An 18,718-nucleotide genomic window follows, 5' to 3' on the forward strand; every position below is an offset into this window, starting at 1 on the left:
CCATGTAGTACCCCTCCATGAAGTCGCGCCTCGCCGCCCTGCTCCTGCTGTTCTGCGCCAGCCTCGCCCAGGCCGCCCCCACCGTGCTGCAGCGCCCCATCGACCTGGACACCGGCCAGGGCGTGCTGCATGGCAGCCTGCTGCTGCCGCAACAAGCCACCCCGCCGCCGGTGGTGTTGATCATTGCCGGCTCCGGCCCTACCGACCGCGATGGCAACAACCCCGCCTCCGGACGCATCGACAACCTCAAGCGCCTGGCCCTGCTGCTGGCCGGCGAGCACATCGCCAGCGTGCGCTTCGACAAGCGCGGCGTGGCCGCCAGCCAGCCGGCCACTCCCGACGAACGCGACCTCAGCGTCGAACGCTATGTCGCCGATGTGGTGGCCTGGGGCCGCGCGCTACGCCAGGACCCGCGCTTCGGCCCGCTGATTCTGGTCGGCCACAGCGAAGGCGCGCTGATTGCCAGCCTCGCCGCCGAACAGGCCGGCGCCAGCGCAGTGATCACCTTGGCCGGCAGCGGCCGGCCGGTGGCCGACGTGCTGCGCGAACAACTGGCCCAGCGCCTGCCCCCGGCGCAACTGGCCGGTGGCATGGCGCTGATCGACCGTTTGCAGGCCGGGCAGACCAGCCTCGACGTGCCCGCCCCGCTGCGCCAGGTGTTTCGCCCCAGCGTGCAGCCGTACCTGATCACCCTGCTGCACCAGGACCCGGCGGCCGCATTCGCCCGGCTCACGGTGCCCGCGCTGATCGTCCAGGGCCGCAACGATATCCAGGTGGAGGTGGCCGACGCCGAGCGCCTCAAGGCCGCCAAGCCCGACGCCCAGCTGGCGCTGATCGACGGCATGAACCACATGCTGCGCATCAGCCCGCGGGAGATGGACCTGCAGCGGGACAGCTACCGCAATCCCGAGCTGCCGTTGGCCCGTGAGCTGGGGGAGCGCATCGTCCTGTTCATCCACGGGCTGCCGCAGGCCTGAAAGTGCCCTCAGGTATTGGCCAGGCCTGCCGATAACGCGGCTAAGAAGGCAGTGATCCGGGGGCATGCGCGCCCCGATCGCGGGCTAGCCCACATCTGCGATGTCCTTGCAGGTACCGGCACCCGGCCGCCGTGCACCTGAGGATTCCCTGATGACCGATGCCCCCGCCGCCGAGGCGACCGAAGAACAAGCCCCGGACAGCGCCCCGCTGCCCTGGGCGGACCTTGCCGCCGAGCACTTCCAGTTGCTGCGCCTGGCGCCGCTGCCGACCGACCGCAACAGCGGCGCCCGCCCGCTGCGTTTCGTCCAGTTCGGCTACGCCGAGCGCCACGACAAGGCCCACAGCCTGCTGCGCATGGAAATCCGCCTGCCGGGGCAGAAGGTGCGCAAGGAACAGAACCAGCTGGATATCCGCGTCGACCACGAAGCGCGCACGGTACGTATCGGCGACGCGGCTGGCCTGCAGCTGGAGCCGCTGAACCGTGGCCTTGGCCGCTACCTGCTGGCGCAGGCGGTGCAGTGGCTGCAGCAGCGTTGCTCACACTACCGGGTCGAGGGCATGAGCCTGCCGAACAAGGACGCCCTGAACGAAGACACCCGCCTGCGCCGCGACCATGTGCTGGGCAGCGTCGGCCTGGCGGTGGAGTACACCGACGGCCAGTTGCTCAAAGGCCGCGTGGTGGAAACCCCGGTGGGCCAGCTCAAGGGCGGCTGGAACACCGAGAAGGTGCAGCGCGTGGACAACCTCGAGGCCGCCGGCATGCTGCAGCAGGCCGAGCAGAACCTGATGGAGAAGGAAGCCCAGCTGCGCGAGCGTGACGAGCGGGTGGCCAAGTACCGCCGCGAAGACAGCGGCCTGCGCTTCACCATCACCTGCCTGGTGGCGTTCGCGGTGTTCCAGGCCGGGTTGCTGATCTGGATTGCCACCCGCTGACCCGCCCTGCGCGATCCCTGTAGGAGCGGCCTTGTGCCGCGAAAGGGCTGCGCAGCAGCCCCAGATGCAAAGATCACTGGGGCCGCTTTGCGGCCCTTTCGCGGCACGAGGCCGCTCCTACAGGGGCGCGGCGTGAATCCGTCAGACCCGCGCCTTGAACAGCTCCTGATGCTGCCGGCACTGCTCGGCGGTCAGCATGAATACCCCGTGGCCACCGCGCTCGAATTCCAGCCAGGCGAAGTCCACCTCGGGATAGAGCGACTCGACGTGCACCTGGCTGTTGCCCACCTCGACGATCATCAGGCCCTTGTCGGTCAAGTGGTCGGCCGCCTCGGCCAGCATGCGCCGCACCAGGTCCAGGCCATCGTTGCCGCAGGCCAGGCCCAGCTCGGGCTCGTGGTGGTACTCGGCCGGCATGTCGCCGAAGTCCTCGGCATCGACGTACGGCGGGTTGGACAGGATCAGGTCGAAGCGCTGCCCCGGCAGGCCAGCGAAACCATCGCCCTGCACGGTGTACACCCGCTCATCCAGGCCATGGCGCTCGATGTTCTGGTTGGCCACCTCCAGCGCGTCGAAGGACAGGTCGGCCAGCACCACCTCGGCGTCCTGGAACACCTCGGCGGCGACGATGCCGATGCAGCCTGAGCCGGTGCACAGGTCGAGGATGCGCGCAGGCTCCGCGGCCAGCCACGGCTCGAAGCGTTTCTCGATCAGCTCGCCAATGGGCGAGCGCGGCACCAGCACCCGCTCGTCGACGATGAACGACATGCCGCAGAACCAGGCCTCGCCCAGCAGGTAGGCGGTAGGCACGCGCTCTTCGATGCGGCGCTTGAGCAGGTGCTGCAGGCGTACCGTTTCGTCATCCTCCAGCGCGCAGTCCAGGTAGCTGTCGGCCACCTCCCAGGGCAGGTGCACCGCGCCGAGCACCAGCAGGCGGGCTTCGTCCCAGGCGTTGTCGGCACCGTGGCCGAAGAACAGCTCGTGTTCATGGAAGCGGCTGACCGCCCAGCGGATATGGTCGCGCAGGGTGCGCAGGCGGGATGTGATCACGGGGTACTCCTTTTCAGACAGGACAAAAGTCTAACAGCCCACACCGCACATTTGTTTCCTCCGATAGCCAAACCGATAGCCACAAGCCAGCAACCACGCTGTCTGCGCTGTCAACCATTCACATTGACGTCAAGGCAAGGGAGAATAGGTATACAAAAGCCCTACCCAAGGAGCCCTTGATGTCCGTTCCAACCACGATGTTCCGCCTCACTGGCCGCGACTACCCGCCGGCCAAGCTGGGCCAAGCCAGCCTGATCGTCATCGACGCGCAGAAGGAGTACCTGAGCGGTCCGCTGGCGCTGTCGGGCATGGACGAGGCCGTGGCGAACATTGCCAGGTTGCTCGATGCCGCCCGCAAGGCCGGCCGCCCGATCATCCACGTGCGCCACCTCGGCACCGTCGGCGGTCGCTTCGACCCCCAGGGCCCGGCGGGCGAGTTCATCCCTGGCCTGGAGCCACTGGCCGGTGAAACCATCATCGACAAGCGCATGCCCAACGCCTTCAAGAACACCAAGCTGCACGAGACGCTGCAGGCCTTCGGCCCGCTGGACCTGATCGTCTGCGGTTTCATGAGCCACTCCAGCGTCAGCACCACCGTGCGCCGCGCCAAGGACTATGGTTATCGCTGCACCTTGGTGGAGGACGCCTCGGCGACCCGTGACCTGGCCCTGAAGGACACCGTGATCCCCGCCGCGCAGATCCACCAGTGCGAAATGGCCGTGATGGCCGACAACTTCGCCTGCGTCGCCCCCACCGCCAGCCTGGTCTGAGCCACGACCGCCCGGCGGACGGGCGGAACCCCACGGTGACCCGCAGGTCGAAATCCGGATCAGCTCTACCAGATCCTGAGGAATTCGAATGAAGCTCAAAGGCAGTTTCGATGCCAAGCGCCTGCGCCAGCGCGAGCCGAGCAACTGGGGCGCGCGGGTTGCCGCCGCCCTTTCCGTGCTGCTGGCCACCCTGGGCATACTGCTCGCCATGGCCGGTTTCGCTGGCCTGCTGGGCAATTACGCCGCGCTGGCCGAGCTCAATGCCAACCGCCCGCTGGCGGCGATTCTCGTCGTGGTCGGGTTGTTGCTGCTGTGGATCGGCGTGCGCGTCTGGCGACGCAGCCGCATCCGCCTGCGCCGTGGCCGGGAGTTGAACCTGTCGCCCCACCTGATGAAGAAGCACGACTGACAGACTTACACGTCCCCGTGTAGGGGCGGCCTTGTACCGCGAAAGGGGTGCAAAGCAGCCCCAGGATTTGCGCTTCGATGCATAGATCGCCGGGGCCGCGTTGCGGCCCTTTCGCGGCACGAGGCCGCTCCTACACAAACCGCACACAGCTCAGGGCTTCACTCCGACGCACAGTCGCGTAAACTACGCCGCCCACGTGGAGGCACCATGCAAGACGACGACTTTTCCCTCTTCCGCAGCCAAGTGCAGGGCGTCAAGCCGATCAAGCACGACCGCGCCGAAGTCGGCAAACCCAAGGCCGACCGCAAGCAGCTGGCCGGCCTGCGCCAGGCGGCGACCGTCCGCAGCGACCAGCCGCTGGTGATCGACGGCCTGTCCGACCAGTTCGTCATCGACGTCGGCGCCGAGGACGAACTGATGTGGCGCCGTGACGGCGTCCAGGAAACCCAGATCCGCAAGCTCAAGCTCGGCCAGATCGCCTTCGAGGGCAGCCTCGACCTGCACGGCATGAGCGTCGAGAAGGCCCGCGAGACACTGTGGGCCTTCATCGCCGAAGCGACCAAGCTCGAAGTACGCTGCGTGCGCGTCACCCACGGCAAGGCCGCGCGCCTGGACGGCAAGCGCCCGATGATCAAGAGCCACGTCAACACCTGGCTGCGCCAGCACCCGCAGGTGCTCGGCTTCGCCTCGTGCCAGGCCCGCCACGGCGGCACCGGCGCGGTGTACGTGATGCTCAAGCGAACCATGCTCGAAGGCCGCGACGAGTGACATCGCGCTTGCAGCGCCGCCGTCGTCGCCGTACCCTTCGTCTTTGCGAAATTTTCCACAGGTAGATCCATGTCCCTGGAACAGAACTACACCGCGATCCTCAGCCAGATCGGCGAGGACGTCTCCCGCGAGGGCCTGCTCGACACGCCCAAGCGGGCCGCAAAGGCCATGAAGTACCTTTGCCGCGGTTATGAGCAAACCCTGGAAGAAGTGACCAACGGCGCGTTGTTCACCTCCGACAACAGCGAAATGGTGCTGGTCCGGGATATCGAGCTGTACTCGATGTGCGAACACCACATGCTGCCGTTCATCGGCAAGGCCCATGTGGCCTACCTGCCCAAGGGCAAGGTGCTGGGCCTGTCCAAGGTGGCGCGAATCGTCGACATGTACGCCCGTCGCCTGCAGATCCAGGAAAACCTCAGCCGCCAGATCGCCGAGGCCGTGCAGCAGGTGACCGGCGCCGCGGGCGTGGCGGTGGTCATCGAGGCCAAGCACATGTGCATGATGATGCGCGGTGTCGAAAAGCAGAACTCGACCATGCTCACCTCGGTGATGCTCGGCGAATTCCGCGACAACGCCGCCACCCGCAGCGAGTTCCTCAGCCTGATCAAGTGATCGGCCTGTGTCCCGAGCCGACCCCATGGGGTCGGCTTTTTCATTTCAGGAGTTGCCCATGATCGTCAAAGCCCTGCGGGTCGGCGTCGGCCAGCTAATCGTGTTCGGCGACTGGATCAGCCGCCCGGCGAAAAAGCAGCGCGATGCCGCGGCCCAGGCCCAGGTCGAGCAACAGGCCAAGGGCCTGGCGCTGTACCAGTTCCACGCCTGCCCGTTCTGCGTGAAGACCCGTCGTACCCTGCACCGCCTGAACGTGCCGGTGGCACTGCGCGATGCCAAGAACGATGCCCAGCACCGCCAGGCGCTACTCGAAGGCGGCGGCCGGGTGAAGGTGCCGTGCCTGCGGATCGAGGAGGACGGCAAGGTGAGCTGGATGTATGAGTCCAAGGACATCATTGCCTATCTGGACAAGCGCTTCGCGGCGGTCTGACAGCACGTACGCCCCACACTGTAGGAGCGGCCTTGTGCCGCGAAAGGGTTGCAAAGCAGCCCCAGGATCTTCGCGTTGACGCATGGGCCGCCGGGGCCGCTTTGCGGCCCTTTCGCGGCACAAGGCCGCTCCTACAGGGGTGGGGCAGCAGCGAGTCAATCCACCATCGGCACATGCCGTGGATGGCTGGCCACCCGCGCCAGCCAGGCTTTCACCGCCGGATATTCAGTCAGGTCAAAGCCGCCCTGATGCGCCACATGGGTATAGGCATACAACGCCACATCGGCAATCGAATATTGCTCACCGACCAGGTAGGGCGTCATTTCCAGCTGTTTGTTCATCACCTTGAGCGCCTTGTAGCCGCCCTTGTGCAGCCCCTTGTATTCCTCCAGCCGGTCCTGCGGCAAGCCCAGGTAGAACTGGATGAAGCGCGCCACCGCGATGTACGGCTCGTGGCTGTACTGCTCGAAGAACTGCCACTGCAGCACCTGAGTACGCAGGCGTGGTTCGCTGGGCAGGAACTCGCTGCCATCGGCCAGGTAGTTGAGAATCGCGTTGGACTCCCACAGGCAGGTGCCGTCCTCGAGCTTGAGCACCGGCACCTTGCCGTTGGGGTTCATGGCCAGGAACTCGGGCGTTTCGGTCTCGCCCTTGAGAATATCCACCGGGTGCCACTCATACGGACGGTCGAGCAGGCTCAGCATCAGCTTGACCTTGTAGCAGTTGCCCGACTGGTAATCCCCATACACCTTGTACATCGCCCCTCCCCTTTTTACGCAGTTGCGCAGTAATACCCCATAGTTGGCGACTGTACGGCTAAATGCAATGCCTGCTGTATGGCAAGGATCACGCCATTGCACGGTAGCCTGAAAAAACTGCTTACACCTGTACAAGGAATTCCCCCATGACCGATGCCACCTCCGCGCGCCTGCGGCCGCTGGCGGACAGCTCCCCGTCGGCAGTCGTCGCCGGCTTCATCGCCATGCTCACCGGCTATACCAGCTCGCTGGTGCTGATGTTCCAGGCCGGCCAGGCCGCCGGCCTGACCAGCGCGCAGATCTCGTCGTGGATCTGGGCCCTGTCGATCGGCATGGCGGTGTGCAGCATCGGCCTGTCGCTGCGCTACCGTACCCCGGTCACCGTGGCCTGGTCGACACCCGGCGCGGCGCTGCTGATCACCAGCCTCGGCGGCGTCACCTACGGCGAGGCCATCGGTGCCTATATCACCTGCGCCGTGCTGGTGCTGATATGCGGCCTGACCGGCAGCTTCGAGCGCCTGGTGCGGCGCATCCCCGCCTCGCTCGCCTCGGCCCTGCTGGCCGGCATCCTGTTCAAGATCGGCAGCGAAATCTTTGTCGCCGCCCAGCACCGCACGGTGCTGGTACTGGGGATGTTCTTCAGCTACCTGCTGGTCAAGCGCCTGTCACCGCGCTACTGCGTGCTGGCTGCGCTGCTGGTCGGTACGGCGCTGTCCGGCGCCCTGGGGCTGCTGGACTTCAGCGGCTTCCAGCTGGAGATCGCCACCCCGGTGTGGACCACGCCGAGCTTCTCGCTGGCGGCGACCATCAGCATCGGCATCCCGCTGTTCGTGGTGGCCATGACTTCACAGAACATGCCCGGCGTTGCCGTGCTGCGCGCCGACGGCTACCAGGTGCCGGCCTCGCCGCTGATCTCGGCCACCGGGTTCGCCTCGCTGCTGCTGGCGCCGTTCGGCTCCCACGGCATCAACCTGGCGGCGATCAGCGCGGCGATCTGCACCGGGCCGCATGCCCATGAAGACCCGGCCAAGCGCTACACGGCGGCGGTCTGGTGCGGGATCTTCTACGGTATCGCCGGCACCTTCGGCGCGACCCTGGCGGCGCTGTTCGGCGCCCTGCCCAAGGAGCTGGTGCTGTCGATCGCCGCCCTGGCGCTGTTCGGCTCGATCATGAACGGCCTGAGCGTGGCCATGGGCGAAGCGCGCGAACGCGAGGCGGCGCTGATCACCTTCATGGTCACGGCGTCGGGGTTCACCCTGTTCTCGATCGGCTCGGCGTTCTGGGGGATCGTGGCGGGGGTGCTGACCTTGCTGATCCTCAGTCCGCGCAGGGGCTGAGGCCCAACCCAGATCCACTGTAGGAGCGGCCTCGTGTCGCGAAAGGGCCGCAAAGCGGCCCCGGCAATCTCTGCTCGACGCTCAGATCCTGGGGCTGCTGCGCAGCCCTTTCGCGACACAAGGCCGCTCCTACAGGGTCCTTCACAGCCTGAAATGGCCAACCATGCTCTTGAGGTCGATCCCCAGCTGCGCCAACTCGACGCTTGAGCGGGCATTGTCCTGCATCGCCAGCGCCGCCTGGTCGGCACTGCCGCGAATCTGCGTGACGCTGCGGCTGATCTCCTCGGCCACCGAGCTCTGCTGCTCGGCCGCCGCGGCGATCTGCTGATTCATCTGCTGGATCAACGACACTGCCGCAGCGATGCTGCCCAGGGCGCTCTCGGTCTGCAGCGTGTCGGCCACCGCAAGGCGCACCAGCTCGGTGCTGCCGCGAATCTGCGTCACCGACTGCTGGGCGTTGCCGCGCAGGCTGGCGACCAGGCGCTCGATCTCCTCGGTGGACTGCCGGGTGCGCCGGGCCAGGGCGCGCACCTCGTCGGCCACCACGGCGAAGCCACGGCCCTGCTCGCCGGCGCGGGCCGCCTCGATCGCCGCGTTGAGCGCCAGCAGGTTGGTCTGTTCGGCCACGCTCTTGATCACCTCGAGCACGTCACCGATGGTATGGATCTCGGCGCTGAGGCTGTCGATGCCGCTGCTGGCGGTCTCGGCCGCCACCGCCAGCTGCTCGATGCGCTGCATGCTCTGGCGCACCACCTGCTGCCCCGACTCGACCTTGTCATCGGCATCCTGGGCCGCCAGGGCCGCCTGCTCGGCGTTGCGCGCCACATCGTGAACCGTCGCGGTCATCTGCTGCATGGCGGTGGCCACCTGCTCGGTCTCGTCCTTCTGGCTACCGACTTCGCGGTTGGTCTGCTCGGTGACTGCCGACAAGGCCTGGGCGCTGCCGGCCAGCTGATCGATGCCCTGTTGCAGGCCACTGACGATACCGGACAGCCCCTCGGCCATCTGCTGCATGGCCTGCAGCAGCTGACCGACCTCGTCGGCACGCGGCGGCTCGGCCTCGATACCCAGTTCACCCGCGGCAATACGCCGGGCACGGCTGATCACCCGCTTGAGCGGCGCGACCACGGCATGGGTGATCAACCAGGCCGCCAGCACGCCCACCAGCAGTGCCAGGGCCGTGGCCACGGCGATGGCCACGGTGTTGCGCGCAAGCTCCGCCTGCATGGCTTGCTCCTGGACGACGTAGGCCTGGTCGACCCGCGTGGTGACTTGCTCGGCCCGGGCCTGCAGCTGGTCCTTGATCCCCCGCTCCTGGCCCAGCAGGTCGGTGTATTCGTTGAGCTTCTCGGAGAAACTGGCGATATGCCCGGCCACTTCGCCCAGCACGCTCTGGTAGCCGGCGTCGGTCACCGCCGACTTGAGCTGCTCCACCAGGCCGGCCGCCTCCACTGTCTGGGCGATGCGTCCCTCGGCAACGGCCTCGCCGCCCTTGCGGCTCTGCTCCAGGCGCACCCGGGCCTCGTCCATCGCCTGCAGCATCAGCCGCGACACCTGCGCCACCTGCCCGGCCTGCTCGAGGAACTCGCTGCCTTGCTGGCCCTGGGACTGCTTGAGGGTATAGGTGCCGTCATCGGTCAGGCCGGCCTGCAGCACATCGAGGTTGTTGGCCACGCTCGACACCGACCAACTGGCCATGTCCAGCGCCAGCTCCTTGGCCTGCACCGCCTGGACGAACTGGTCGAAAGCCTGCCCGTAGGCGTTAAGGTCGGCCTCGGCCCAAGACAGCGCCGGCACCGCGCGGGCCCGCTCCACCAGCCCCTGCAGGCCAGTACGCAGGGCATCGGCCTCCTTGACGTCCGAACGCAGGGCGAAGGCCTGCTCGTGCTGGCGCAGCTTCAACAGGTCGGTATTGAACTGAGCCATCTGCCGCAACCCCTCGAAGCGCTGGCCGACGTTGGCCAGGGCGTACACACCGATGGCGGCCACCACCAGGGTGAGCAGCAACACCAGGGCAAAACCCAGGCCCAGCTTGCGCGCCATGCCCAGGTTAGCCAATACACCGTGCTTGGTCGCCGTCATCACCGCCCTCCTCGCTTTTTGGCCCTCCGCCAGCGACAAGAGTGACAATGGCGCCGACCTCGTCACAAGGGCCGCGTGCGCGAATGGTGTCATTTAGCTATGAGCGTGTCGCTTTCAGACCGCCAAAGGTCGCCCCGCATGCCGGAAGAACGCCTGGGCCCGGGAATCCTGCCCATAGGCGACATTGATGCGCTGCCAGTCACTGGCCCGCCCCTGAGGATCGAAGGCGCTGCCCGGGGTAAGCAGCACCGCATGCTCCAGCGCCAACCGCTCCAGCTCGGCAAAGTCGCGCCCGGGCACCCGGGCCCAGACGAACATGCCGCCGACCGGCTCGCAGAACACCTCCCAGCCGCAGGCCTCCAATTGCCCCAGCGTCCTGGCCCGGTGCTGCCCCAGGCGCAGCCGCAGGCGCTGCACACTCTTGCGGTAGCCGCCATTGGCGAGCATCTGCCCGACCACCTGCTCGGCGAAGCGCGAGGTGCCGATGCCAGCCACCATCTTCAGTTCGGCCAGGCGGGCGATCAACGGCGGGTCGGCCACCAGGTAGCCGACCCGCAACGAACTGCTGAGGGTCTTGGAGAAGCTGCCCAGATAGATCACCCGCTGCTCGCTGTCGAGGGTCGCCAGGCGCGTGGCCGGTCCGTCCTGGAAGTCCGCGTAGAGATCGTCCTCGACGATTCGCAGGTCATGCTCGCGGGCCAGCTCCAGCAGGCGGTAGGCGACCTTCGGCGTCAGGCAGGTGCCAGTCGGGTTCTGGTACAGGCTGTTGATGAACAGGCAACGGGGCTGGTGCTCGGCCAGCAACTGCTCGAGCACTACCAGGTCCGGGCCAATGGCGGTGCGCGGCACCTCGAGCATGCGCACACCGTGCAGGCGCAACAAGTTGTACAGGTTGTAGTAGCCGGGGCGCTCCACCAGCACCGTGTCGCCCGGTTTCAGCAAGGTCCGCACCAGCAGGTCGAGGGCATGGCTGGCGCCCTGGGTGGTGACGATCCGCTCCGGCTCGGCGGCGATGTCCAGTCGCGCCAGCCCCTTGTGCAGTTGCAGGCGCAGGCTGGCCAGGCCCTGGGGCGGGCAGTAGTCGAACAGCGCCTCGGGCGCGCCGCGGCTGACCTGGCGGATGGCCTGGGCCAGCTCGGCTTCGGCGCGCCAGGCCACCGGCAGCCAGCCGCAGCCGAGCTTGAGCAATTGTTCATGCCCTTCGCGAAACTGCCGCCAACTGCCGTCGATCGCCTCGCCCCAGGGCTCGCCGGGGTCGGGCCGTAGGCCCGGCTTGCGCTCGGCGACGAAGAAGCCCGCGCCATGTCGCGCCTCCAGCCAGCCGTTGGCCGCCAGGCGGTCGTAGGCCTCGATCACGCAGGAGGCGCTTACCGCCTGGGCCTTGGCCAGCGCGCGGATCGACGGCAGGCGTGCACCGGGACGCAGGCGCTGCTGTTCGATCCAGGCCTGCAGGTGCTCGGTCAGTTGCTGGACCAAGGGGATGGGAAGATCGCGATCAAGATGAAAATGCATGGCAAGTGTTCGCTGTTTTCAGGCAAACAGTTAAGCATAAATGCCCCGCGAGTGTGCCTTGGCGAGCACCGCTGCCAAGGCCGATGCTGCCAGTCACTGTCACTGCCTTGCGGATCCGTCCCGATGCCCACTCGTAATGCCCCTGCCCTGCTGGCTTTCGCCCTGTGCCTGATCACCCTGGCGGTGAACCTGCAGGCCCCGCTGTACATCACCTACGCCGACCTGTCCGGGCAAGGCGCGGCGGCGACCGCCGTGGCCTTCTCCGGCTATGTGCTCGGCGTGCTGCCGGTGCTGCTGGCCCTCGGAGGCCTGGCCGATCGGGTAGGTCGGCGCCCGCTGATCCTGGTCGCGCTAGCCCTGTCGATGGTCGCCACGCTGCTCATGCTGCTGGCGCCGAGCCTGCAGATGCTGGGCCTGGCGCGCCTGTTCCTGGGGCTGGGCACAGGCCTTGCCTCGGCCACCGCCACCGCCTACATGAGCGAACTGATGGCGCCGGATGCCGGTGGCCGCGCCGCCACCTGGGTCACCGCCAGCACGTCGCTCGGTTTCGGCCTGGGCGCGGCACTGACCAGCCTGTTCCTGCTGAGCGGGCCGACCCTCACCCCCGGCAGCTTCCACCTGCAGCTGGCGCTGGCCGCCGTCGCCCTGCTGCTGGTCTGGCGCCTGCCCGACCCTCGCCCGGCGCAGCGCAGCGCCATGCTGCGCCTGCCCTGCTACCCCGCCGGCAGCCTGGCCTATGGCCTGGCGATCCTGCTGGCCTGGGCTTGTGTCGGGCTGGTGATCGCCCTGCTGCCTGGGATTCTGCGCCAGCACGGGCTGAGCGCCTGGTCGGGGTTTTCGACCTTCTGCGTGATCAGCTGCGGCCTGCTGTTCCAGCCACTGGCCCGGCGCATGGCCAGTGCCCGGGCGACCTTGCTGGGGCTGCTGATCCTGCCGTGCAGCTACGCGCTGCTGGCCTGGGGGGCCGACAGCGGCAATCTACTGGGTGTGCTGTTGGGCGCAGTGGCAGCGAGCAGCGCCTGCTATGGCTTCATCTACCTGGGCGGCTTGGCGGCGGTGAATCAGTTGGCCGGGAGCGAGAAGACCCGGGCCAGTGCCGGGTTCTTCCTGCTCGCCTACCTGGGGTTCAGCCTGCCGGTGATCTTTACCGGGCTGCTCAGTGATCGGCTTGGCTCGCGCACGGCGCTGGAAGTGTTCGGCGGCGTCCTGCTGGTGGGCTGTGCCGCCGTGGCATTGGGCCTGTGGAAAACCTCGCGGGCCTCTTCGCGGGTGAACCCGCTCCCACAGGGACCGCGCTGATGCCAAAAATACTGCTCAAATCGCCAACGCGCCGCCATCGACGGTCAGGCTGTGCCCCGTCGTGAACGCTGCGCCATCGCTGCACAGGTACAGCACCGCACTGGCGATCTCCTCGACCTTGCCGATGCGCCCGACCGGATGCATCGCCGCGGCGAACTCGGCCTTGCGCGGATCGGCCTCGTAGGCGCGGCGGAACATGTCGGTGTCGATCACCGCCGGGCACACCGCGTTGACCCGGATGCCCTTCTTCGCATACTCGATGGCCGCCGACTTGGTCAGGCCGATCACCGCATGCTTGGACGCCGCATAGATGCTCATCTTTGGCGCCGCCGACAGGCCGGCTACCGAGGCGGTGTTGACGATGGCGCCGCCGCCCTGGGCCAACAGCAGGGGCAGTTGGTACTTCATGCACAGCCACACACCCTTGACGTTGACCCCCATGATCGCGTCGAACTCCGCCTCGCTACCCTCCGCCAGGCGCCCCTTCTCGATCTCGATACCGGCGTTGTTGAAGGCATAGTCGAGCCGGCCATAGGCCGTGATGACCTGCTCATGCAGCTGACGCACGTCGTCGTCGCGGGTGACATCGCAGGCGACGAACAGCGCCTCGCCGCCAGCCTGGCGAATCAGCGCCACGGTGGCTTCACCGCCGGTCGCGTCACGGTCGGCCACCACCACCTTGAGCCCTTCGGCGGCGAATGCCTGGGCCGTCGCCCGGCCGATACCCGCCGCGCCACCGGTGACCAGGGCAACCTGGCCGGAGAAAGTCATGCTCATCACTGGCTCCTGCAAAAGGATGGGAAGTCGTGGCTGAGTCTAGTCAGGGCACCGCCGGGCTGGGCAGCATCATCAAGGGCACGGTTGGACTACTATCGTTCGCGGTGATCTTGCGTGACGCGGCCCATTCAACCCGCCGATCATCACCCCTCACACTCGTTCAGGAGAACTCGCCATGCCCCACACCAACCGCCGCTTCCTGCTGACCCGCCGCCCGGTCGGCGCCGTGCGTCGTGACGACTTCACCTACGAGCAGGTGCCCGCCAGCGAGCCGGGCGAAGGCCAGGTGCTGGTGAAAAACCTCTACCTGTCGCTGGACCCGGCCATGCGCGGCTGGATGAACGAAGGCAAGTCGTATATCCCTCCCGTGGGCCTGGGCCAGGTCATGCGCGCCCTCGGCGTCGGCGAGGTGGTCAGCTCCAATCACCCGGACTACAAGCCCGGCGACCATGTCAGCGGTGCCCTTGGCGTGCAGGACTACTTCACCGGCGAACCCCAGGGCCTGCATCGGATCGATCCACGCCTGGCGCCCCTGCCCCGCTACCTGTCGGCACTGGGCATGACCGGCATGACCGCCTACTTCGCCCTGCTCGATGTCGGCCAGCCCAAGGCCGGCGAAACCGTGGTGATCTCGGGTGCCGCCGGCGCGGTCGGCAGCATTGCCGGGCAGATCGCCAAGCTCAAGGGCTGCCGCGTGGTGGGCATCGCCGGTGGCGCGCAGAAGTGCCAGTACCTGCTGGATGAGCTGGGCTTCGACGGGGTCATCGACTACAAGGCCGAGGACGTGCTGGCCGGTCTCAAGCGTGAATGCCCCAATGGCGTGGATGTGTACTTCGACAACGTCGGCGGCGACATCCTCGATGCCGTGCTATCGCGCCTGAACTTCAAGGCCCGGGTGGTGATCTGCGGCGCCATCAGCCAGTACAACAACAAGGAGGCGGTCAAGGGCCCGGCCAACTATCTGTCGCTGCTGGTCAACCGTGCGCGCATGGAAGGCTTCGTGGTGATGGACTACGTCAAGGAGTACGGCAAGGCCGCGCAGGAAATGGCCGGCTGGCTGGCCAGCGGCAAGGTGAAGAGCAAGGAGGATGTGGTGGAGGGCCTGGAGACCTTCCCCGAGACGCTGCTCAAGCTGTTCAGCGGGGAGAACTTCGGCAAGCTGGTGTTGAAGGTCTGAGATCAGCAGCCAGGCGCTTTGTGGGAGCGGGCTTGCCCCGCGATGGCGATTGCCTGGGCTGATGCCATCGCGGGGCAAGCCCGCTCCCACAGTCCCTGATTCAACCGCGGATTTCAGCCACCACGGCAGCCAGCGCCTGGGCCGGATCTGCCGCCTGGCTGATCGGACGCCCGATCACCAGGTAGTCGGAACCGGCGTCCAGCGCCTGGCGCGGAGTCAGGATCCGGCGCTGGTCATCCTGGGCGCTGCCCGCCGGGCGAATACCCGGGGTCACCAGCTGCAGCGACGGGTGCGCCGCCTTCAGTGCCGGCGCTTCCAGCGCCGAGCACACCAGGCCGTCCATGCCGGCTTTTTGCGCCAGCGCCGCCAGGCGCAGCACCTGCTCCTGCGGATCGACATCCAGGCCGATGCCGGCCAGGTCCTCGCGCTCCATGCTGGTCAGCACGGTCACGCCGATCAGCAGCGGCTGCGGGCCGCTGCGCTTGGCCAGCTCTTCACGGCAGGCCGACATCATGCGCAGGCCACCGGAGCAGTGCACGTTGACCATCCACACACCCATCTCGGCTGCGGCCTTGACCGCCATGGCGGTGGTGTTGGGGATGTCGTGGAACTTGAGGTCGAGGAACACTTCGAAGCCCTTGCTGCAAAGGGTTTCAACGATACCTGAAGCGCTGCTGGTGAACAGTTCCTTGCCCACCTTGACCCGGCACAGGGCGGGGTCGAGCTGGTCGGCCAGCTTCAGGGCGGCGTCACGGGTGGGGAAATCCAGGGCGACGATCAGGGGCGTCTGGCAGGCGGACATGGGCAGGGTCTCTTGGCAAGTCGTAAACGGCGCGCATTGTAAACGAAGTGACGCGGGGTTTGGGGGCCGTGGGTCATGAGATTTGGCCCGGGCGGGGGCGGCTCCTATAATTGAACCAACGGCTGCGGCAATGGCTCGAATGCCATGTAAGCGGTGCCCTGTACGCTTTCAGGAGAATCTCGATGCCTTGGTATGCCTGGTTGATACTGCTTGTTGCTCTCGGGTCGATTGTCGGCGGGTTGATGCTGCTACGGGATACGGCGAAGAAGTTGCCGTTGACGGAGGAGCAACTCAAGAAAGTGCATGAGCGCAATGCTGAGGCCGATGCAAAGGACGCGGCAGATCGTTGATAACGATGACAACCTGTAAAATCCGGCCGACGCTTGATCGGCCGGATACGCCCGTGCCTACTCGACCGTCAATTTCTCACGATTGCGTTCAAGCAATGCTTTGCCGATCCCTTGGATCTCCAGCAGCTCATCTACAGTCTCAAACGGACCATGAGCCTCACGATAGGCCACTATAGCTTCAGCCTTGGCTTTGCCGATGCCGTTCAGTTCCTTTTGCAGCGTCGGGGCGTCCGCAGCATTGAGATCCACTCTCTGGGACTTCAAGCTACCCTCCGACTCTGCCGCGACTACCACTGGCGTAGAGTTGACGGCGGATGTGGGTGCAGCGGAAGCAGAAACGGAGAAACCCGCAAAAAGCGGTAGGAAGAGGTAAGAAAGGATGGTATTGCGCATGATGCTCACTCCTGTGGCGGGATGGGGCAGCATTTCCGTGGCTGCCCCGAAAACCTAGCGCATCCGGAGAAACACTGGCGCAATCAAAGTTTTCAAGATTTGACCTGCACAAGCAGGGCAATCCCCCCATCCCAACCGTCCCTATTGGAAGAGACGGCGCCACGATCCTTTCATGCGGGTTGTGGCGCTATTGCCGACCCAGCCCTTCCCTGCTTCCTACAAAGCTGGCAAGCATTTCCACAGGACACTAGACCCGTCGCTGTTGATAAATCCAGTCGACGATTTCGCCATCAGGCGCGTATCCGCTGACCGTTTCGCGAAGCAACTGTCGAACCCGCGGATAATCGTCTTTCTCGATGGCAGCGATCAGGTCGGCAATCTTCACCTTGAGCACGTCCCAAGACAGGTAGTCTTCATTGGCGCTCATGATCATCGAGTGCGTCGTCGGAATCACGTTCTCACCGATCAGCAGTTCCTCGTAGAGTTTTTCGCCTGGACGCAGGCCTGTGAACTCGATGGCAATCTCCCCAAGGGGGTTCTTCTCCGAGCGCACGCTCAGGCCGGACAAGTGGATCATCTTTTCTGCAAGCTCGACTATACGGACCGGCTCCCCCATATCCAGCACGAAAACATCCCCGCCGACCCCCATGGAACCGGCCTGGATAACCAGCTGAGCGGCTTCGGGAATGGTCATGAAGTAACGCGTGATCTTCGGATGGGTCACCGTCAATGGCCCCCCCGCTTTGATCTGCCGATAGAACAGAGGAATGACCGAGCCAGACGAGCCGAGTACATTGCCGAAACGAACCATGGTGAAACGCGTCTTGTTCACCTGGGCAACATTCGTGCTGTCCGAAAACAACACCGGTGCAGGCTCCTTGCTCAATGCCTGCAACACCATTTCAGCCAAGCGCTTGGTGCTACCCATGACATTGGTGGGACGCACTGCCTTGTCGGTCGAGATAAGCACGAAATTGGCGACCCTGGCCTGCAAGGCAGCCTGGGCGGTGTTCAAGGTGCCTATCACATTGTTCAGCACGCCCTCGGCAATGTTGTGCTCCACCATGGGTACGTGCTTGTAAGCCGCAGCGTGATAGACCGTGTCGACGCGCCAGCTCTGCATGACGTCCAGCAACAGGGAAGGGTTTCGAATCGATCCTAGAATTGGCACCAGTCGCACGGACAGGGATTCTCGAGCGATACGGCGCTCAAGTTCGCCCAAAATACAATACAGGTTGTACTCGCTGTGCTCGAATAACAAGAGCGTGGTCGGTCCGCATGAAAGAATCTGTCGGCACAATTCAGAACCAATCGAGCCGCCAGCACCCGTGACGAGCACCGCCTTGCCGCTGATACAACGCTCCAGCAGTGCCTCCTGAGCCGGAACCGCATCTCGCCCCAGCAGGTCGGCAATATCCACTTCCTGGATGTCATCGACCTGGACACGACCGCTGGCCAGGTCCATGAAGCCAGGAACGCTGCGCACGTGCAGCGGAAAGCCCTCGAGGTAATCCAGTATTTCCCGGCGCCGGGCGCGCGTGGCGGACGGTACCGCCAACAGCACTTCCTGGATGCCACAGACATCTATGAGCTTGTTGATATCACCGGGGCTGTATACCTGCAGGCCGGAAATGATCCGATCCGTGATCGCGGGATCGTCGTCGATAAACGCCGCCGGCCGCATCACCCGCCCCATGCGCAATGCCGCAACCAGCTGGTTACCGGCCGCGCCCGCTCCGTAAATAGCTACCTTGGGCAAGCCATCTTCGCGATTGGAAAAAGGCACATGGCGCGCGGCGGCGAACCAGTCCCCCAGGAAGTACTGGCGCATCGCCAGACGCAGCCCACCGATCATGATGAGGCTGAGCCACCAGTAGTTGAAGATAATGGAGCGCGGCACCACCGCATTACGGTTGCTGTACCAGTAAAGGGCCAGCGTCAAAAACAGCGATGCCAGGCTTACCGCCTTCATGATGACCACGAGCGCGTCATTGCCGAAATAACGCATTACCGCGCGGTACATGCCGAAGCGAATGAACAGCGGGATGGCGAGGGCAGGCGCCGCGATGAACAACCAGGGATGCGTGGTGATCGGATTGCCCATCTCGTCCAGCCCCAGACGTAAGGCGAATGCCAACCAGAGGGCCAGCCAAACCAGCACGATATCGGCTGCTACCTGAATCAGGCGCTTACTGCCACGGGGCAAATCCAGAAGATAGGATCTAAGCTTGCCCATCGCTCCGTCAAACATCACTTTTTATCCTTTGAAGCGGCCTTG

19 protein-coding genes and 1 pseudogene are annotated in these 18,718 nt (G+C 65.6%); 11 read left to right on the plus strand and 9 right to left on the minus strand.

Translation table 11 applies throughout. The features are described 5' to 3' along the window. The first annotated feature begins 17 nt into the window (after positions 1 to 17). Positions 18 to 977, plus strand: coding sequence for an alpha/beta hydrolase (locus K2O50_RS19485; protein WP_050704639.1), 960 nt, complete (start codon positions 18 to 20; stop codon positions 975 to 977). 151 nt (positions 978 to 1,128) lie between these two features. Then, positions 1,129 to 1,911 carry a hypothetical protein gene (locus K2O50_RS19490; RefSeq protein WP_050704638.1) on the plus strand — a complete coding sequence of 261 codons (783 nt, stop codon included), beginning with the start codon at positions 1,129 to 1,131 and terminating at the stop codon, positions 1,909 to 1,911. A gap of 141 nt (positions 1,912 to 2,052) precedes the next feature. Here K2O50_RS19490 and prmB read toward each other — a convergent pair whose 3' ends face one another. Next, positions 2,053 to 2,961, minus strand: coding sequence for a 50S ribosomal protein L3 N(5)-glutamine methyltransferase (gene prmB / locus K2O50_RS19495; RefSeq protein ID WP_028691769.1), 909 nt, complete (start codon positions 2,959 to 2,961; stop codon positions 2,053 to 2,055). Between the two features lie 179 nt (positions 2,962 to 3,140). Between prmB and K2O50_RS19500 the strand changes: the two genes are divergently transcribed. From K2O50_RS19500 to K2O50_RS19520, 5 genes are all read left to right on the plus strand, one after another. Further along, positions 3,141 to 3,731 carry a cysteine hydrolase family protein gene (locus K2O50_RS19500; protein ID WP_050704637.1) on the plus strand — a complete coding sequence of 197 codons (591 nt, stop codon included), beginning with the start codon at positions 3,141 to 3,143 and terminating at the stop codon, positions 3,729 to 3,731. A gap of 88 nt (positions 3,732 to 3,819) precedes the next feature. Next, positions 3,820 to 4,140 (plus strand): hypothetical protein, encoded by a 321-nt coding sequence (locus K2O50_RS19505; RefSeq protein WP_050704636.1) that lies wholly within the window; start codon positions 3,820 to 3,822, stop codon positions 4,138 to 4,140. A gap of 207 nt (positions 4,141 to 4,347) precedes the next feature. Then, the gene (locus K2O50_RS19510; protein ID WP_050704635.1) at positions 4,348 to 4,908 is read left to right on the plus strand and encodes a Smr/MutS family protein; all 561 of its coding nucleotides are present in this window, start codon (positions 4,348 to 4,350) and stop codon (positions 4,906 to 4,908) included. Positions 4,909 to 4,977: 69 nt separating this feature from the next. Next, on the plus strand, positions 4,978 to 5,523 hold the full coding sequence (gene folE, locus K2O50_RS19515) for a GTP cyclohydrolase I FolE (protein ID WP_050704634.1): 546 nt from the start codon (positions 4,978 to 4,980) through the stop codon (positions 5,521 to 5,523). 58 nt (positions 5,524 to 5,581) lie between these two features. Then, complete coding sequence (locus K2O50_RS19520) at positions 5,582 to 5,953, plus strand: glutathione S-transferase N-terminal domain-containing protein (RefSeq protein ID WP_050704633.1); 372 nt, start codon at positions 5,582 to 5,584, stop codon at positions 5,951 to 5,953. A gap of 155 nt (positions 5,954 to 6,108) precedes the next feature. Here K2O50_RS19520 and K2O50_RS19525 read toward each other — a convergent pair whose 3' ends face one another. Then, complete coding sequence (locus tag K2O50_RS19525) at positions 6,109 to 6,711, minus strand: glutathione S-transferase family protein (protein WP_050704632.1); 603 nt, start codon at positions 6,709 to 6,711, stop codon at positions 6,109 to 6,111. A 146-nt stretch (positions 6,712 to 6,857) separates the two neighbouring features. On the opposite strand from K2O50_RS19525, the gene K2O50_RS19530 reads away from it, so the two are divergent. Further along, positions 6,858 to 8,048, plus strand: coding sequence for a benzoate/H(+) symporter BenE family transporter (locus K2O50_RS19530; RefSeq protein WP_050704631.1), 1,191 nt, complete (start codon positions 6,858 to 6,860; stop codon positions 8,046 to 8,048). Between the two features lie 141 nt (positions 8,049 to 8,189). On the opposite strand, the gene K2O50_RS26955 is transcribed toward K2O50_RS19530, so the two are convergent. The 3 genes and pseudogenes from K2O50_RS26955 to K2O50_RS19540 form a co-directional block, all read right to left on the minus strand. Then, entirely contained in the window at positions 8,190 to 9,062 is an 873-nt protein-coding gene (locus tag K2O50_RS26955; RefSeq protein WP_409077832.1) for a methyl-accepting chemotaxis protein, read from the minus strand. Positions 9,063 to 9,095: 33 nt separating this feature from the next. Next, positions 9,096 to 10,223: pseudogene (locus K2O50_RS26960) on the minus strand (methyl-accepting chemotaxis protein); the annotation flags it as partial. A gap of 21 nt (positions 10,224 to 10,244) precedes the next feature. Beyond that, positions 10,245 to 11,642 (minus strand): PLP-dependent aminotransferase family protein, encoded by a 1,398-nt coding sequence (locus tag K2O50_RS19540; RefSeq protein ID WP_050704629.1) that lies wholly within the window; start codon positions 11,640 to 11,642, stop codon positions 10,245 to 10,247. A gap of 123 nt (positions 11,643 to 11,765) precedes the next feature. Here K2O50_RS19540 and K2O50_RS19545 point away from each other — a divergent pair, with 123 nt between their 5' ends. After that, a complete protein-coding gene (locus tag K2O50_RS19545) occupies positions 11,766 to 12,941 on the plus strand; it encodes an MFS transporter (RefSeq protein ID WP_220689931.1) in 1,176 nt (391 codons plus the stop codon). A gap of 15 nt (positions 12,942 to 12,956) precedes the next feature. Here K2O50_RS19545 and K2O50_RS19550 read toward each other — a convergent pair whose 3' ends face one another. Beyond that, on the minus strand, positions 12,957 to 13,718 hold the full coding sequence (locus K2O50_RS19550; protein ID WP_050704627.1) for an SDR family oxidoreductase: 762 nt from the start codon (positions 13,716 to 13,718) through the stop codon (positions 12,957 to 12,959). Positions 13,719 to 13,893: 175 nt separating this feature from the next. Between K2O50_RS19550 and K2O50_RS19555 the strand changes: the two genes are divergently transcribed. Further along, on the plus strand, positions 13,894 to 14,895 hold the full coding sequence (locus tag K2O50_RS19555; RefSeq protein WP_050704626.1) for an NADP-dependent oxidoreductase: 1,002 nt from the start codon (positions 13,894 to 13,896) through the stop codon (positions 14,893 to 14,895). A gap of 100 nt (positions 14,896 to 14,995) precedes the next feature. Here the strand turns inward: K2O50_RS19555 and pyrF are convergent, their stop codons facing one another. Next, entirely contained in the window at positions 14,996 to 15,697 is a 702-nt protein-coding gene (gene pyrF, locus K2O50_RS19560; RefSeq protein WP_046856603.1) for an orotidine-5'-phosphate decarboxylase, read from the minus strand. Positions 15,698 to 15,879: 182 nt separating this feature from the next. Between pyrF and K2O50_RS19565 the strand changes: the two genes are divergently transcribed. After that, complete coding sequence (locus K2O50_RS19565; RefSeq protein WP_082337674.1) at positions 15,880 to 16,047, plus strand: DUF2897 family protein; 168 nt, start codon at positions 15,880 to 15,882, stop codon at positions 16,045 to 16,047. Positions 16,048 to 16,104: 57 nt separating this feature from the next. On the opposite strand, the gene K2O50_RS19570 is transcribed toward K2O50_RS19565, so the two are convergent. Together K2O50_RS19570 and K2O50_RS19575 are read right to left on the minus strand one after the other, a co-directional pair. Next, entirely contained in the window at positions 16,105 to 16,440 is a 336-nt protein-coding gene (locus K2O50_RS19570) for a ComEA family DNA-binding protein (protein ID WP_050704625.1), read from the minus strand. A gap of 247 nt (positions 16,441 to 16,687) precedes the next feature. Further along, positions 16,688 to 18,676, minus strand: coding sequence for a nucleoside-diphosphate sugar epimerase/dehydratase (locus tag K2O50_RS19575; protein ID WP_050704667.1), 1,989 nt, complete (start codon positions 18,674 to 18,676; stop codon positions 16,688 to 16,690). Positions 18,677 to 18,718 lie beyond the last annotated feature (42 nt).

The sequence above is a fragment of the Pseudomonas sp. 2hn genome, from assembly GCF_019646095.1.
Taxonomy (GTDB): domain Bacteria; phylum Pseudomonadota; class Gammaproteobacteria; order Pseudomonadales; family Pseudomonadaceae; genus Aquipseudomonas; species Aquipseudomonas peradeniyensis.

Bases quoted from the DNA above. Each gene is read 5' to 3' on its own strand.
- K2O50_RS19510 (WP_050704635.1), top strand. From the start codon at position 4,348: ATGCAAGACGACGACTTTTCCCTCTTCCGCAGCCAAGTGCAGGGCGTC.
- K2O50_RS19485 (WP_050704639.1), top strand. From the start codon at position 18: ATGAAGTCGCGCCTCGCCGCCCTGCTCCTGCTGTTCTGCGCCAGCCTC.
- K2O50_RS19490 (WP_050704638.1), top strand. From the start codon at position 1,129: ATGACCGATGCCCCCGCCGCCGAGGCGACCGAAGAACAAGCCCCGGAC.
- K2O50_RS19565 (WP_082337674.1), top strand. From the start codon at position 15,880: ATGCCTTGGTATGCCTGGTTGATACTGCTTGTTGCTCTCGGGTCGATT.
- K2O50_RS19530 (WP_050704631.1), top strand. From the start codon at position 6,858: ATGACCGATGCCACCTCCGCGCGCCTGCGGCCGCTGGCGGACAGCTCC.
- K2O50_RS19570 (WP_050704625.1), bottom strand. From the start codon at position 16,440: ATGCGCAATACCATCCTTTCTTACCTCTTCCTACCGCTTTTTGCGGGT.
- K2O50_RS19545 (WP_220689931.1), top strand. From the start codon at position 11,766: ATGCCCACTCGTAATGCCCCTGCCCTGCTGGCTTTCGCCCTGTGCCTG.
- K2O50_RS19550 (WP_050704627.1), bottom strand. From the start codon at position 13,718: ATGAGCATGACTTTCTCCGGCCAGGTTGCCCTGGTCACCGGTGGCGCG.
- K2O50_RS19520 (WP_050704633.1), top strand. From the start codon at position 5,582: ATGATCGTCAAAGCCCTGCGGGTCGGCGTCGGCCAGCTAATCGTGTTC.
- folE (WP_050704634.1), top strand. From the start codon at position 4,978: ATGTCCCTGGAACAGAACTACACCGCGATCCTCAGCCAGATCGGCGAG.
- K2O50_RS19505 (WP_050704636.1), top strand. From the start codon at position 3,820: ATGAAGCTCAAAGGCAGTTTCGATGCCAAGCGCCTGCGCCAGCGCGAG.
- K2O50_RS19500 (WP_050704637.1), top strand. From the start codon at position 3,141: ATGTCCGTTCCAACCACGATGTTCCGCCTCACTGGCCGCGACTACCCG.
- K2O50_RS26955 (WP_409077832.1), bottom strand. From the start codon at position 9,062: ATGCAGCAGATGGCCGAGGGGCTGTCCGGTATCGTCAGTGGCCTGCAA.
- pyrF (WP_046856603.1), bottom strand. From the start codon at position 15,697: ATGTCCGCCTGCCAGACGCCCCTGATCGTCGCCCTGGATTTCCCCACC.
- K2O50_RS19540 (WP_050704629.1), bottom strand. From the start codon at position 11,642: ATGCATTTTCATCTTGATCGCGATCTTCCCATCCCCTTGGTCCAGCAA.
- K2O50_RS19575 (WP_050704667.1), bottom strand. From the start codon at position 18,676: ATGGGCAAGCTTAGATCCTATCTTCTGGATTTGCCCCGTGGCAGTAAG.
- K2O50_RS19525 (WP_050704632.1), bottom strand. From the start codon at position 6,711: ATGTACAAGGTGTATGGGGATTACCAGTCGGGCAACTGCTACAAGGTC.
- K2O50_RS19555 (WP_050704626.1), top strand. From the start codon at position 13,894: ATGCCCCACACCAACCGCCGCTTCCTGCTGACCCGCCGCCCGGTCGGC.